Source organism: Chromobacterium haemolyticum DSM 19808 (genome assembly GCF_000711885.1).
GTDB classification, from domain to species: Bacteria; Pseudomonadota; Gammaproteobacteria; order Burkholderiales; family Chromobacteriaceae; genus Chromobacterium; species Chromobacterium haemolyticum.
Genome location: NZ_JONK01000005.1, coordinates 18159 through 33733, shown reverse-complemented (window position 1 = coordinate 33733; position 15575 = coordinate 18159). Strand labels below are relative to the sequence as shown.

Here is a 15575-nt window from a genome sequence, read left to right as displayed (position 1 = left end):
CAATCCCTAACTCATGCGGCTGACGCGACTGTGGCGCCACCAAGTATCCCTACGCAGGCCAGAAAGCCCGCAACCAGCTCTGCCGGCAAGGCAAGCACCATGACCACAGCCATCGAGACCACGAGGGCGATACCGACGACCACCTTGCCCACATTGAGCAAAATCTGCCCCCACTCAATCTGACGAATCTCGTCCCAGGCGATGTCGCAGTAGCGCTCGATTTTGGCCCACGCCGCCTTCAGCTGCTCTTCGGTCCAACGCGCTAGGACCTGTCCCTTCTCGTTGACCCAGGTCCAGGCATGACTTGCCTGGTCGCGCACCCAGCGGCCAGACTCTAGCAGCCAAGCCGCCTCGCTGGCCAGCCAAGCCTGGGTATCTTGCGCCAGCCCTGTCATGCCTTTCTTGGCGCTAGCCCACATTTCATTCAAGTCTCGCTGTAGCTGTAGACCCCAATCCTGGATGTAGCCTGGGGTTGAGACCGGAACGGGACTGTAGATGGGCGCGGGTACACGTTGGCTTTGGGATTTAGATTTTGCCTGGGGCTGGGGGCTAAAAACAGGTGCTTTTACCGACTCCGAGGCTTCCTTTTTCTTCCTTTTATCAAGTACATCAAGGACAGTAAAACGGTCATCACCACCAGCAATCCGTTTGTAGGCATCTTCTTGCCCCCGCCCAAATTCGTCACCAGGAAATTTGATTTCAACCACCCGTGCAAGGTTGTCTCCGTGAGCAACGCCATCGTGGTCAGCAGCCGCTCTGCCAGGCCAGCGCGTCTCCTTGTCCTTCACGATAATCAGGTCAGGCCGACGCAAATAGCCTTTTGACAGCCCCTTGGGAAAGGGGTTGATGGTATGCCGGCGATTCGCGCCATCGGCACGCAGACTCGAGCTGAGGAAAGGTACCGGCGGGTTGCGCGTCAGGTCGAAACTCACTTCTGCCTTGTAGAACCACTTGTACTCATGGCTGTACTCATCCAGGCGAATCAGGTTCGACATGGTGATTTGCCGCATATTGAGATTGTAAGTGCGCCCGGTCTTTTTACTCGTTACGCCTACCGACTTGGGCGCCAGAACCGCTACGTCGGCTTTCTCGGTCAGGTAGGGCTTGTTGTCCGGTTGCGGCAGCCGTGCGTATTCGGGGCGCTCCTCCACGATGGTCATCGTGCCGCCTGCGGGTTGGTACTTGGCCATCAGGCATCTTCTCCGTTGTCTTTCAACTGCAGCCCGCGCTCCGCTTGGCCGGTGCCATAGCCATACAGTTGGTGGTTTTCCTCGACCGGCGGCTTGGGCGCCTCCAGTTTGACGGGCTGGGCATTGGGCGTGAAGGCCGTGTTGGTGCGCCCTTCCCCGTCCGTGTAGCCGGGCAGCGTACGGCCATTGGGCAGTTTGAGCCGGTAGGCGTGTCCGACCAGCGGCTCTCCGGTCTTCTCGTCTTGCAGGATATAGCTGCGCTGATAGCCTTTGGGCATCGTCGGCATCCGCATCGATACGCTCGCCGGGCCGCTCAGCGCATGGCTGGCGCCCTTGACGCTGACGGTGCCGGGGCAATGCACCTCGATATTGCCGCCGGCCAACCGGATATAACCGCCATCGCAAGTCAGCAGGATTTCCTCTTGCGCGGCGATGGTGACGCGGTCCTTGCATGAGGTGATGGTCACGTCCTTATCGGCCGTCAGCTCGATGTCGCCCGCCTGCGCCTGCACCTGAACTTTGCCCTTGGCGGCAATCAGTTTCATCGCGGCCTGGTTTGCTACGCCGCTGACGAACAGGCTGATGTGCTTGCCCACATTCGCGAGCCAGCGCCGACCCGTGGTCTGATTCATATCCCGCTGCGCCACCAGGTCCAGATTGGTGCCGGCAGCCAGGGTCTGGCTTTGCTCGGTGACGCTCGCGATGCCAGCAGGCGCAGACAGCACGAGTAATGGCTGCTGGCCATCTTGGTTGCCCGCCACTGTCTTGCCGTCCGGGTCGGTATTGGTCCCCGCCTCCCAGGCTTTCAGGGCGTCGAGTTGATGCTGCAAATGGCCTTCAGGGCGTTTACGACCTTTGGCGTTGTCGGCCGTGATTTCCTCGGGTCCGGTCTCCATCGCCTCCGCCAGCTGGGCTTCCGCGGTTTCCGCCAGCACCTGGCTGAGGGCCAGCGCCGACTGCAGCTGACTGCTGGCATGCTCGCGCGCCAGCTGTTTGCCGCCGGCGCCGTTCTGGGCCTCGGTGGTCAGCAACAGGCCATTGGCGGCGCGGATGGCGCCATGCTGGTCGGTACGCAGCTCAAAGCCCTCGCCGCGCGGTTGCGCTTTGCCATTGCTGCGCGGGTGGGTGAGGAAGCCTTGATTGAGCTGCGTCTTGCCGGGTTCGCTGCTCAGCTTGGCGCGTACTTCGCCAGGCGTATCGTCGAACAATAATTCGTTGTACTGACCGCCGTGGTGTTCCTGCGACTTGATGCCGGACAGGGTCTTGTTGGCGGGAAGCGAGCCGGCGCCGCTGAAGCTCGGCGTCGGATGACTGCCGTTGTACAGCACGCCGGTGATGATAGGACGGTCGATGTCGCCTTCGATGAAGTCGACCAGCACTTCCTGACCGATGCGGGGAATAAACTGGTGGCCAAAACCGGCGCCGGCAGAAGGCATGGCAACACGCAGCCAGCACGAGGAGTGTTCATCCATGCCGGCGCCAAGGGTGGGGTGTTCTTCGCGACGCTGCCAATGCAGCTGCACCTTGATGCGGCCCTGCTCGTCGGTGTAGACCTCTTCGCCCGCCGGCCCCACAACCGTGGCGGTCTGCCTCCCCAGGCTGGTCGGCTTGGCATGCTCAGTGTTCGCGTACAGGGGCGTCAGCGGAATCCCGCGGCGTTGTGCCTGGAAGGTGGTCTGGAATGGAGACGGGCTGGCAGACGCTGGGGCCAGCTTGAGCCGCGGCGCAGCCGTCTGCAGCTGCTGGTTCAAGTCGGCAGGCAGGTTGTTCTGGGCGCGGAATGTTTGCCGGGTGACAACGAATTCGCGCTTTTCGGGCGCATCGGCCACATGCGCGGGATGGTCATCCAGCCGGAACCATTCGCCAGCCAAGAGACCGCGTACGGCACCGCTACCGGAAAATTGCTTGGCTTGCAGGTCCTGAGCCTGCTGTCGCAGCTGGGCATAGCGTCCCAGTTGTTCGCTATCGCTGGCGTAATACAGCCCAGGCGCATCGTAATGCTGCAAGCTGGACTGTAACGCCAAGCCACCTTGCCCTTGCTGTAGAGGGCTCGCCTGCGTGGCATGTTGCGTGGCGACCGGTTGATAGTCGAAGCTGGCCAACGCCGTTTGGCCGGCCACCACCTGCCGTTGTGTTGTCCACCCCGTCAGGCCGTCTTCCTGCTCGGTCGCATCGGCGCGATGGAAGCGCACGCGCGCTACCGCAGCCTGAGGCAGGTTGTGCGCGTCTTCGAACACCACCAGCTGAACCTTGGGACCCTCGTCCTCCCAATGGGCGAAGCGCCATGCCAGGCCTTCCTCGTGCAGCAGGCGTACGATGAAGTCGAAGTCACTTTCTTTGTATTGCAGGCAGTAGCTGCGAGACGGGAGGCTGGCGGCCTCGAAGGTCAAGGTCTGGACACGGGCAAACACCGGATTGGCGGCCTGATGCTCGGCAAAAATCTGCTGCACGATGTCCGGCACGGACAGGTCCTGGAACACGCGAGATGTCCGCCGAAACCGCAGCAAGCTAAACGGGGACTCAACCGTCAGCCCATACTGCGCGAAGCCGCCATCAGCGCCCAACAGCTGAGCCTGGCTCACCACGCCGCAGCGCATCGTCTCCACCCCATCGGCGCCGACGATGCCGATACGTGCCGGCAAGCCAAGCAAGGTTTTGAGTTCGATGCCGACGTCCGGCGACAGGCAGGTCAGCTGATAACGATAGCCCTGCGAAACCCCTTCCTCGCCCTCTAACTGCTGCGGCAACAACTGCTGGCTCGCAATATGCCCCTCTCCCAATTGCAGGGTGAACAGGCGTTGGCTCTGGTCGAACGCGGAAGCGAAACTGGCAAGCAGGGAGCTGAGGTCCATCGACAAATCCTGGAAGCAGAATAAGAAACACCCTCAGCGAGGAGGGTGGCGGTCGTGACATTACGTAATTTAGATGGCGGTAACATTTTAAATTTCCCTCACCGACCCAACAAGGCATACATCAGCGCCCCCTGGCTTGCTGCCCAAAATCCATCCTTTTGGTCAGGTGGAAAATGCAACAGGTTTTCTCTTCTGAGGCACGAAGTCTATCGTCCGCCATCCCCGCCCCAGACCACGCTATCATTCGGTCTGACGGTAGGGACTGTTGAGCGCACGTAAATATACGATGGGACGGGCTGTGGGACGTTTGAAAGCGGTGGTCGATAAGCTGTACCACCCACCGACGGATGGGCGGCGTAAGGTATTCGCCTTATCTCGCCCTGAAGCAGAAAAATTGCCCCGATTGCCGACGGTGGCCATGATTTCCATCAGCGCGCCAGAGCGACCGATTGCCGCAGTGGACGGCTTCGCATACTTGCTGCGCCTGAGCTTCGCGGATGTGGACTTCCTGAACCCCTTGCTCTCCCAAAAGGCCCGGCAAAAAACGCAAGATGCGTTCACGCCTGCTCAAGCCGCCCAAATCCTCGACTTCGTGAATGGCTTGCCAGGCGACGTTCATTCATTAGTTGTGCATTGCGAAGGCGGATTTTCCCGCTCATGCGCGGTTGCCTTGGCACTACATCAACGTTTTGGTTACTTAGCCGAGGTGGAGCGCTTGGCCAAGGGAAATCCGAGCGTACTGCAACTGATGCTGGCGTGTCGCGCGCCCAATGAAGAAAAACGCTGACACAGGTCGTAGCGAAGGGATTCGACCTCGAAACAACAAGCAAAAATGTGCCGCTTATTAGCCAATTTCATGTATAAAAGGAAGAATATTGCCCATTGCTGTGGGCCGCTTTGAGGAGATGGGTATGGTGATGCACAAGGTTCTCAAATCTCAAACGGTCGACGAGATAGAAGCGGAACTAGGTGAACACCTGAAGACGCTGCGGATACATCGCAACCTCGACCAAAAAACGATTGCCGCCCGCGCCGGCATCAGCGTTCGCACACTGCGAAACTTGGAAAGTGGCAGTGGGTCATCGTTACGCACACTGATTCAGGTGGTTCGGGTCTTGGGACGGGAGTCGTGGTTCGAGACGATTGCGCCTGTTCCGAGCATTAATCCGCTGATGCTGACGCGGACAGCCGCGCCCCGTCAGCGGGCCAGCACGCCCAGGAAGCACAAGTGACTATCAGGCCGCTATGCGCCTGCACAAGGGCTAATTCCCCACGGCCTGCAGCCAGGCATCCTTCCCAATTTTGTGGCTAGACTCCTCCTCGGTGGCCTCCCCTGCGCCACAATTAGAATCCTACAACTTTCCGACAAAGCGACGCTGAATAGAACAAATTTCAGACAAAACGACCCAGCTCAATACAGCAATCCGGCAGTAATTAGACATATCAAGCTAAGCTTGGCTTTACCTTGAGTAGCAATGAAAAAATCATTTATCATATTTCTATCTCGCAGCTTTCAACCCAGGTGACCTCCACTTCCCGCTAGGAGCTGTCTGCGTTTGTCACGCATACCACTTAACCTAAAATATGCCTTTGGGAACTGTATAACAAAGATGAGGAATAAGACCGCTTGGGAGAAAGCCGCTGAAGCACAAGGGACGACCGAATCGGAACGTGTCCTGACCCAGCTCGCTCGCAAAGCGTTTCTGAGCCTGTGGAGCTACCCAAACGTCTATAGCGATGAAGGAAGGCCAGGCGGCAAGGGCGACGGCAAAGAGCTGGTAGACCTACTGGTGGTCTTTGGCACTAACGTGCTTCTATTCTCCGACAAGCACTGCGCATTTCAGCCAAACGTAGACATCAAGGTTGCTTGGCCTCGTTGGTATAAGCGGGCCATCGAGAAGTCTGCAAAACAGCTTGCAGGCGCTGAAAAGTTCCTGCGGCAGTTCCCGGACCGCATCTTCGTTGATAAATCATGCCAAACCCCGCTGCCTGTATCTCTCCCAGACCCGGCCGTAGCCCGTTATTTCCTAATTGCGGTCACACGGGGTGGTCACGAGGCCGCCGTTCGATACTTTGGTGGTGGCAGCACGGGCAGCTTGATGTTCAACAACCAGCTTGAGGGCGATTCTCACTACGAACAGCCATTCGAAGTCGGTTTTCCGCTCAAAGGCCGGCGCTTCGTCCACATTCTTGATGAGGTGACGGTTGGCGCTCTTTTGGAGGAGCTGGATACGGTACCAGACCTTGTCGACTACCTTGTTTGTAAGGAACGCTTTTTGGGAGCCAATATCGCATGGATAAGTATTGCCGGCGAAGAGGAATTGTTGGCGAGGTATATGTGCACGATGGAAAGCGGCCGACACTCATTGCCCAGGGTACCGAAAGATAATAATGCAGTCATCATCCCCGAAGGCGACTGGCAATACTACTGCTCGAGCCCCCAGCGAGCGGCCAAGCGCCAGGCTGACCAAGGCAGCTATATGTGGGACGAGCTTATTGAATACCAAGCTTCTTTCGTGCGTGCAGGGACAGCAAGTGGGCTTCCAGAAACGAAATCCAATACCATTGACCACGAACGTGTCCTTCGTGCTCTGGCTTCAGAGCCCAGACTGGTCCGACGAGTGCTAGCTAGCGACTTCCGCTTCGCACTATCTGTTAGCAAGCCTGGTCATAAATTTGTGCGCGTGACTCTGAGTGATGACAACAAGTCTCGCGCGTATGTTTTCCTGACAGTACCAAAGTCACCAAATATTGACTACCAAACTTACCGTGATATGCGTGCGGCTGTACTACTCGCGTACTGCTACGGTATCAAGGTACGCTTTCCGCACATAACAGAAGCGGTAGGTATAGCCTCAGAGCCATTCTCCGAGGAAGCTGCCTCCCAAGACTTCGTGTATGTCGACCTTTCTGAAGGTCTAGGGCCAGAAGAGTCAGATATGTGGAAAGACATCATGGAGGATTTTGATGTATTGCAGGCACCAGCCAAGGATGTGCAGCACCTCAAGCAAAGAGCTCACGAATTCCCAATGCCTTTCAACTTCGGTGAGCCGCAGTCCTACGAGGACAAGTCAAACACTCCGATTAATCGCGCCGAGAGACGAGAAATGAAGCGGGAGGCTAGAAAAATCGAAGAAGATGAGCTGAAGATAATTACGAATTTAAAGCTGAAAAATGTCTCCTAGTTCGGGAAATAATATTTTGATTAGTTCATGATGACTGGTGTCTGGACGATAAGAATCATCCCCTCTCGCAATGGCATCCTTGTAGACTTTTACTTTCCTCCGCCAATTTCCCGTCAGGTCTTCCGCTCTAATTTGCTCTGCTCGGTCGTAAACCAGCAGAGCCCTCCGAAATAACTGCAGAATCGGCTTTTGAGCACTAGCAATCCAGTGCGCCAACTCCACCAACGTAGAGTAATTCCATCCTACTGGCTGGCCACGTTTTGCTGAATATAAAGCATTCAATATTGTACGAGGTAACTGGCCAGGATATTCCGGCAATACAAACTGACTCTGAATGAACTGCCTCCTCAGCTCCCCCCAAGATTTTAGGTCGACAGGACTATTGTCTGCTACGTAGTCTAGCCAAAAGTCTTCGAAAGCCTTCAGGCGAAATTTTTCTGGGGCTGATTCTTGTTTTTGCCATGCTTGCAGAGCCTTATCGTAATCGAAATAGAACGCACGTTGCCCAGCTAGGTCAAGAGTCAAGTCGTGAAAGGCAACAACCTGCCGGGACAAGTTGGTCGACGCAGGCTGCGCCCAGATGCACTCAAGGTGAAACGTAGCCTGCTCAAGTGAAGCTGCTACGGTCTCTCGGTTAACAATAAAAGCATTTTGATTGTTATTAAAAAACACATCGTCTTGCGTCAGACGTCGGTTTTCATCCTCAAACTGGGCGAATATCCAGAACAGCAGCGCCCCTTCCTGCAGATAAAACTGGCGCCGCTCGGCGATAACATTCAGGTACGTCGTTGAAAGCTGAATCTCGAAGATGACCGGAATATCGCCATACCTCGCTTGCACATCTGGGCGCCGCCATTGGCCCAAAGAGCCCTTCCAAGTGTCTTCACTGCGAATCTGGGAGAATCTGGGGTCCACAGAAAGGCATTGCACGACCCAATCCTTCATCCGCCTATGCAAAGCGCTTTCTTTAGCGCCATTGTATTTTCTGGCGTTGATTTCTAGCTGGGACAACTCGCCTCGGGTCCGCGCGGGGCACCGGTCGTCCTCAAGTTCATGCCGGAAAAAGAAGTGTTGTTTGTCTGGGCAGCTCACAAGATACACAGGGATACCGCATAAAGAACAAGAGTAAAGTGGTTCATACTTATTAATCTGCGTGCGCAATGCCATCCGAAGTTTCATTACCTCAGCGTAATCCGAGCTAATAACCTCAGCGACAGGATGGTGCTGGCCGGTCTGTAAATCCAGAACTTCTTGGATAGCTGGATGTTCGACTGCGAGCGTCATGCACCTCTCCTTGTGGTTATGGGTGATAGCTACCTGTCTCGACTGAGGGTACCCAGTCTTCTTTGTGGGTGCCATCAGCCCATCGTCCAGTCTCAGCAACCATAGCCACCAGCCTGGTCATCACAGCTTCCCATGTTTTGACTCGAGGGTTGCACTGGGCCACACCAGGGGAACGCCGACCTTAGACAGGGAATTTTTCGATTTAGATTTCAGACTGAACTTATTCTACTGCACCTTTAAAAAACTCGGCATGCTTCTACTTTTCAGCCAATATGGCGACAAGGGTTAAAAGTATGATTGGCATTGAGATTAAGGCAATCACAATTAATGCTAAAATACTGGTCGCGTTTGCCTTTGGCGTACCGACTTTTGCAGTGAAATTTATCGCCAAATTTCTAACAAATAGAAGGAAATTTGCAACATTATTCGCAAGGAAAATAAATACCAAACTAGCCTGCGCGGAGGCGGTACAATAGAATATTAATGGCTCCGGCATAAAGTATGTTGAGAAAGCTCCCCGTGTAGTGATGTGTACAATGGTTGCAGGTTTAAATAGTGCAAGCGATGATGAAAATGATTCAATTGGTGTGTACGGTATGACTGGCATGGGGTCATTGGGGGCCATGCTCATGTACAGGCTTACCATATCCTCTACTCTAAATCCCAAAACCACAATACTAAAAAGAAAGTACGAGAAAAATAGTACGAATGCAAAAAACAATAGAAACCTTACAGAGCCAAACCCTTTTGACTTTCCAATGCGAATACTTTTTTTTGTTAATTGGATGGAAATTACATCAAGAGCCAAGGAGGCATAAACTCCTTTGTGATAGAATTCAAAAATTGACTGGCGTACATTTATTGGCAGCCTAGCGGACAGAGAATGATATGGGTTTTGGAATATGTATAAATACAGAAACCAAAGGGAGAAAAACAATGCAGAGACAATCAAAGTGTACAAGGGGATGGTGAAAATCTGCCTTTTTGAAAAGTATCGCTCACCAAAAATACGCAGATATGCACTAGCCCACATATCGGAAAGGCTAAAAAATCTTTGAGCGCCTAGCGTATTCGACTTGAGCTGAGCGATGGTTTCTAACCTACTTTTTTTTGTGGTTAGCGCAACGCTTGTAAAAACAATAGCCACGCTACTGAATATGGACAGTGGTATTGCCGCCAAACTCACAAACCCAGAGAGTGACATTGCCATTCCCCTTGAAATTAGCCAATTTTCATTTTAAAATATTACAAATCAATGCTTCCACTAACTATTAGCTAAGCCAGCACGTTTAGTTAATAGTTAGATACCACAACAAATTATCGACGCCGCACACTGAGAATTCGGCTTTTACTTCTTAACTCGATAACTATCGCCTACGAAGCCAAACGATGCGGGTCGATATCTTAAAAATAAACTTTACAACGGGCCATCCAATAAGTGATGCAACAAGGCCAAAGATAGCCATTTCTGCTCCATCCCTACTGTAGTTATTGAATATTTCTCGGCCACCTAATAACAGTACAAGAGGACCAAACAAAAGCCATGTCCCACCAGCAAAAAAAGCCCCAAGGCTTAGTATTGGCTTGGCCTTACTTTGTGGCCCTTTGTATGCGCCGCAACCTGTACATACAGTGGCACCAAAGTTAATGTGTGCCTTACAAAATGGGCAAATTTCTGTTTCCATAGTCCGCCTTGAAATACCGTGCACGCTAATGCCTATTACCACCTAATGCGCAAGCCAATAGGATGACAACGCCGGCTAACTTTAGCGACGATTTAGAAATAATCACTAGAAACCACAAGCCACGCCACAACAAATCCCTTTATGGCCTTGGTGCATTCCCTGAAGAAAAATTCCATATACAATTTGAAATATCGGCAATCACCTTTGCAAAATCAAACAAAAATGTAGAATCAATTTCCGTATAATCTTTTTCATAAACGTAGCGCCACTCAACAAATGCATTACTAATACCTTTCATTTTTTCATTAATATCGTTATATTTTTCAACGAGAAGGCTCCGAATCTCCTCTTGCCTTACATTAGGCAGTTTTTCAAATAGTGATGCAATTTTATGCTCTCTTTTGCATTCGTGCCCTGTTTCTTTAAAAATCAATGCCTTCAACCCAACTTCAACAGAAAATGCTGCACATACAATTGCAGGCACGATTGCCACCTGAAACTTATCATCGATAACTCGATATTCATTTGCTCTATTTGCGGCAACAAGAAAAGACTGTGACAACCTATACGCATGCTCAGAGTTCAACGAATCATCTCTCTTTCTAATAGTGTTTATATGGACTTTGACGTCGCATAACAATTAATATCACTGACAGACAGTAGCCTCCTGTTTTTGGGACATCATCTCCACGTTCCACTTGGCCGTCTCGTAACCGTGGCGGGCCAAAAGGTCGAAACTAGACTCAGTCAACTTGTGGAGAGTGGTGCTGTAGGTTGCGGCACGCTTGGCGTCGGCGACTGGCAGCCAAGCCCGAGACAAAAGCTGGGAAGCAATAATCTCACGCCCTTTGGCGAAACGCTTGATGGAGGATTCCGCTGCTGTTCCAATACCCAGGTATGCGCCCGCCGCCGGGTTCTTCTGTAGGAAGTTGACGAACGCTCGCACGCGCAATGCGCGACTCTGGTCCAGCGCGATGTCAGCGATTCGCTTGAAACGAAAGGGGTTCAACAGATGAGGAATGGTCTGGCGAGCAAGCGGCGCACCGCCATCAGACACGAGCAGGTAGGTAATGTCTGAACGAAGCGTGTCATCGTTCTTTAGCTCTTGCCGACCAATGTCGAACATGGGCTCAATGCCCAAGTTGTCGTACAGTCCCCCGTCATACAGGTGCAAGCAGTCGTAGGGCAGCTGATATGGTTCAGGTTCACCAGCTCCCCACTGTTTGCGCTTCTTCCACTTGAACTTTTTACTCTTCACGGTGAGCGGTCCGATGCCGCCCGGGAACGCCGCTGAGATGGCCATCGCTTTGGCAAGGCTAAAGTCATCGACGTCCGCATATCCGAGTTCATAGTCCCCCATAGTCACACCCTTGAACCGAAAGCGCCTCCCCGTTTCTCCTGTCGTGCAGTTGATTGACCAAACCGGCGAAGCTCCAATAGCACTGAGCGGCTTTTTGACATCCCACAGAGCCTCGATAGCTTGGGCCACCACATTTGCGCGGGATAACAGGAATCGCCAGTTGAGCGGGTTAAGCAGGAGCCGCACTGCGGCGGACCACTGCAGGGATTGCTTTGTCAGCGTTTGGCGAAAACGGGGAAACACATCATTCAGGTAGGCCTGCGAGCTAGGCCAACGGTAATCTGCAAGGCGAAACACCATTCCGACAAAAAGACTGCCGCCTGACACCGATGAAACGTGTACGACGTCCGGCAAAAGACCTTTCTCAGCCAGGTAACGCATAACGCCAGCGTGAAAGGCGGCCGCACGCACGCCCCCGCCAGAGAAAGCTAGTCCAATCGCATTTTTCGATTCGGAGTGAACGTCGTTCATACGGCGGTTCCTTCCCCAAGTGAAATCGAAATATCGGTTTCGCCGACGATGACCATCAGCGCTGGCACTCCATCCGTCGCCAGGGTCTCCGCGAGGTAAGCTAGCAATGCAGCATCCGCGGCACTAGGCGCAGCTGATGAGTGCCTTGGATGGGAGTGCCACTCCCCGAGATAGCTCACAACGTTTGCGGTCAGCGCCGAAACGCGTTCAATCGCCTCTTTCACGCCGTCGGCCCCTCGCGTAAAACCTACCCGGCTTGCGTCACTATCACTGGGCGCCGGTAGAACGTCCACGATTTGGATGGCTTTACGCTTTTGGTCCACATATCCGAGAACCACTCCTCCGGTCTCGTTAGGAAGACCACCCTCCCGTAACGCTCTAAGCTTCGTTTCCAAACCCTCGTCCCAAATGACGTCCCATTCCCCGAGGCGGCTTTGCAGTGACGCCATCACGGGGACAATGTCGACAGCCAAGGCGCCGGATTCCTCGTGCATGGACCATATGCGAATCTGCGCCTCTGGCCGTGCCGAGAGCAATCGGACCTGTCGCGCAAGGGTGGCGCCGTGCAGTTGAACAACTTCCTGAGACAGGATGCCGGACAGGTCTCGACAACCAGCACCGACCCAATAGGAGCCCTGGTGGCCAATCAGGTGCGTAGGCCCCCAATCGCTGTTGAGAATTGCGCGGTAGTATTGCGCCTCTAGCGAACTCAGGCGCACTTTCCTCTCCTCGTCCTCTAGCAGTAGAACGCAGTCCCTACCAGGTGGTGTGAGGAAAGTAGAAACCATACGCGGCGTACTATCGCGGTCAGATAGGTCGCGTGGCACTTCGAGCGTCGTGGTGGCATCGACAAGTAGCGATGCAGTCAAAAGGGCGTCATTTACTTCTGGGTTGTCGAAGTCGTTAACCTTTGCTGCAATTGCTTTCGGCTTAGGTGCCGTTGGCCAATTTAGCTCAGCCATCTTGCGCGTCACATCGACCTTCGCCCATCCAATGTGCAGGTCTTTACCTGCATGACGTACGATGTTGTGCGCATGCAATATATCTTCGTCAATATATGACCAGCTTCCCCAGCCCTCACGACTCCACAACTCCGCCATGCAGCTGCCCAACGCACCGACGCCAGCAAGGACACCCTGGAACTCAGCACCTTCGCTACTGACTCCGGATGCTCGACGGGCATCATTTAATGAGAATGCAATTCTGACGTCTACCGGCTCAAGCCTGAGGTGCCGCCATGCCTCACCGCTCTCAGCAGGCATTGCGGCGATAGCAGCGACTCCGAGGTCGCGGTTTTCATAGACATTGCCATCTTTCCCGTCGAAATACGCACCACAGGCGACTCCTAGCTGCGCAAGAGGCGCATCGTGAATAATGAAACCACTCACATCGATACGTTCAGGCGCGTCGTTCTCACTTCGTGCCACCGGCATCTGAAGCAGCAGGAACGTATGCTTGGCACTCCGGTCTTGAATAGACAGCCCTGTATTCGGGAGCACATTCTTGGCCACATCGATGAGTGGCGACAAAAGCTCAGAGCCATATCGCACCAACTGGTCATGTAACGAGCCCAAAGTGGAGGGATAAGGCTCGATTCGCATTGAAACCATTGTTGGTGCCGTAACGATGAGTGTGTCGAACCCAGTATTGCCTTGAGTATTTGCAGTCCCCTTGGACTGAAACACACCGCGCAATACAGTGCCGTTGCTTCGTGACCCGGCCCACGCCAACCGCAAAACCTCTTCCTGGGTCGCCGCTCGCTCCTTGAAATCTGCAGGCAAGACAATCTGGTACGGCGAGACGAAATGTAGCCGTTCGAGCGGCTGGTCGTTGCGATGCAGAGTTCCGAGCGCGGTCTCCCGGAGCCACCAGAGAATTCGCTGCAGATGTTTGGCCGGCGTCCACGTACGCTCTACAGCGCTCCACGGCTCGAAGTACAAGCACAAAGAGGGCGGCTCTCCGTCCGGAACGCTGTTCTGATGTGGCGTAGCAGGGAAGTTGGCGCGAAGAGCTCGGACCTCGTGTGGCGTCAACAACCCTGGGCCATGCAACAGCAGTAGACGCTCTCGGTTTGTGACGCCCGCCGCATTACGGGAAGGGACTGTCCCGTCACAGCACTCGACAACAATCCCATCAACGATTTGATGGATTTGGCCAGAGGTCCCGTTACTTTCCAGACGCCGCAATTCCACTACGTCGAAGGCGGGATGCTGACTGCACGCTGCGAGCAACCGCCGGCTCTCCTCGTGTTCTAGCCTGCCGGCAGCGAGGTCCGGCAGCATTTCCCCCAGGGTATAGTATTCGGCAACCACTCAACCAGCCCTCGGCGCTGGTTTGGAAATAATGATGTTGGCCGCTGACACCGCAGCTCGCACCAGCGACACGCCATGGTTATCGACCTTGAATTCCAGCGGCTCCGGCTTGGTCGCGTTGGGCTCCTCCATCGTAACGAGGAACCTGGCTCCCCCCGTCTTTTTCCTGTAAGTCTCGTAGCACTTCTTTGCCTGAATATGCGGCGGCTGAGTCTGCTCCCGGCCTTCCTTGGTATCGAGAATGGGGCAGCTTGAACTCACGATATAGGCGCCATCCTTGCCTGACAGCAGGATTTCTTTGACCAGTGGCTTGGGGGTGGTTTCGAACTCACCCTTTTCATCACTGAGCGCCAGGTAGCTGCAGTGGTGCGGGATGTTGTACAGGTCCCAGGCAAGCCGGTCCATGTTCCCGTGGGCCTTGGTTGTCGTGACGATGTCTTCAAGCACCGACCATTCCGAGTCCCCGACCGCCAGGTAGTCGTAGTCGGCTCCGTTCCTGCGGAAGCGAACGTTGAAAATCAGCGAGGCGGCGTTGCGAAGGTCATCACCATCATCAACGTGCTTGATGAACGGCGAGTGGCAGAAGAACTCAACCCCGTCGGTTTCGATGTCGAAATCAGGGGCGAGTTGTCCCGCATCGGTAATAAGGTGCCGTCTCGACTCAAGTGTCAGACCGTTTTCTTCCAGCCAGTCCTTCAGCTTTTCCGGCTTGGAAAACACGCGGATGCCTTTGCCTTCTTTCAGGCGATGGCGGGCCTCCTGACGCCAGATTACGAATTCTGACGATTGCTGGCCGTTTGTACCCGTCTCCAGAACCATGGCAGCCGGAACCCAGAGGGTATCTATTTTGATACGTCCGTTGCCCTGGTACTTCGCTGCGTGCCGCAACTCGAAGAATTCGGTGCTGTTCTCGATGTGGTCCGTGTCTGCGTGGGTAAACGCCACCACGTCGAAGGAGTCACGCCCAGCATCCTTGAGCTCCTGGTCAAGGCGAGCCTTCAGGTTAATTTCGGGACCTTCCCCCGCCTCGGTCTTCTTGCGGTGGCGGTAATCCATCAGGATGCGCTTGCCATTCTCAAGGATGATTTGGCTGGTATCACCGTTACCAACCGGATAAAAGATGATGCGATGTGCCATTTTTCTCTCAGTTTGGTGTCGAAGATGGAGGCTCTGACCGCAAGCACCAGCCACGACTCCCACATTGTCGTTGCTATGCACTCAACCGTCGTGTGGACT

The 15575-nt window shown here is 54.2% G+C and carries 11 protein-coding genes; 3 read left to right on the top strand and 8 right to left on the bottom strand.

Features of this window, described 5'->3' with window-relative positions:
* Positions 1-11: 11 nt before the first annotated feature.
* Both BR71_RS03875 and BR71_RS03870 read right to left on the bottom strand, forming a co-directional pair.
* Positions 12-1190 (bottom strand): VRR-NUC domain-containing protein, encoded by a 1179-nt coding sequence (locus BR71_RS03875; protein ID WP_052370314.1) that lies wholly within the window; start codon positions 1188-1190, stop codon positions 12-14.
* Positions 1190-4042, bottom strand: coding sequence for a type VI secretion system Vgr family protein (locus BR71_RS03870; RefSeq protein WP_081862539.1), 2853 nt, complete (start codon positions 4040-4042; stop codon positions 1190-1192). The genes BR71_RS03875 and BR71_RS03870 overlap by 1 nt, the downstream gene beginning before the upstream one ends.
* 265 nt (positions 4043-4307) lie before the next feature.
* Here BR71_RS03870 and BR71_RS03865 point away from each other — a divergent pair, with 265 nt between their 5' ends.
* From BR71_RS03865 to BR71_RS03855, 3 genes are all read left to right on the top strand, one after another.
* Positions 4308-4829 carry a hypothetical protein gene (locus BR71_RS03865; protein WP_208854835.1) on the top strand — a complete coding sequence of 174 codons (522 nt, stop codon included), beginning with the start codon at positions 4308-4310 and terminating at the stop codon, positions 4827-4829.
* A 124-nt stretch (positions 4830-4953) separates the two neighbouring features.
* Positions 4954-5274 (top strand): helix-turn-helix domain-containing protein, encoded by a 321-nt coding sequence (locus BR71_RS03860; RefSeq protein ID WP_208854834.1) that lies wholly within the window; start codon positions 4954-4956, stop codon positions 5272-5274.
* 378 nt (positions 5275-5652) lie between these two features.
* On the top strand, positions 5653-7227 hold the full coding sequence (locus BR71_RS03855) for a hypothetical protein (RefSeq protein ID WP_052370313.1): 1575 nt from the start codon (positions 5653-5655) through the stop codon (positions 7225-7227).
* On the opposite strand, the gene BR71_RS03850 is transcribed toward BR71_RS03855, so the two are convergent.
* From BR71_RS03850 to BR71_RS03830, 6 genes are all read right to left on the bottom strand, one after another.
* The gene (locus BR71_RS03850) at positions 7204-8511 is read right to left on the bottom strand and encodes a DUF6035 family protein (protein ID WP_043632940.1); all 1308 of its coding nucleotides are present in this window, start codon (positions 8509-8511) and stop codon (positions 7204-7206) included. The genes BR71_RS03855 and BR71_RS03850 overlap by 24 nt on opposite strands.
* 256 nt (positions 8512-8767) lie before the next feature.
* On the bottom strand, positions 8768-9715 hold the full coding sequence (locus BR71_RS03845; RefSeq protein WP_156038801.1) for a hypothetical protein: 948 nt from the start codon (positions 9713-9715) through the stop codon (positions 8768-8770).
* Between the two features lie 620 nt (positions 9716-10335).
* Positions 10336-10782, bottom strand: a complete 447-nt coding sequence (locus tag BR71_RS23305; RefSeq protein WP_162179188.1) for a HEPN domain-containing protein — start codon at positions 10780-10782, stop codon at positions 10336-10338.
* 60 nt (positions 10783-10842) lie between these two features.
* Positions 10843-12027 (bottom strand): patatin-like phospholipase family protein, encoded by a 1185-nt coding sequence (locus tag BR71_RS03840; RefSeq protein WP_043632934.1) that lies wholly within the window; start codon positions 12025-12027, stop codon positions 10843-10845.
* Positions 12024-14309, bottom strand: a complete 2286-nt coding sequence (locus BR71_RS03835) for a Mov34/MPN/PAD-1 family protein (protein ID WP_043632931.1) — start codon at positions 14307-14309, stop codon at positions 12024-12026. The genes BR71_RS03840 and BR71_RS03835 overlap by 4 nt, the downstream gene beginning before the upstream one ends.
* Positions 14310-14339: 30 nt before the next feature.
* Complete coding sequence (locus BR71_RS03830) at positions 14340-15476, bottom strand: ComEC/Rec2 family competence protein (RefSeq protein ID WP_043632928.1); 1137 nt, start codon at positions 15474-15476, stop codon at positions 14340-14342.
* Positions 15477-15575 lie beyond the last annotated feature (99 nt).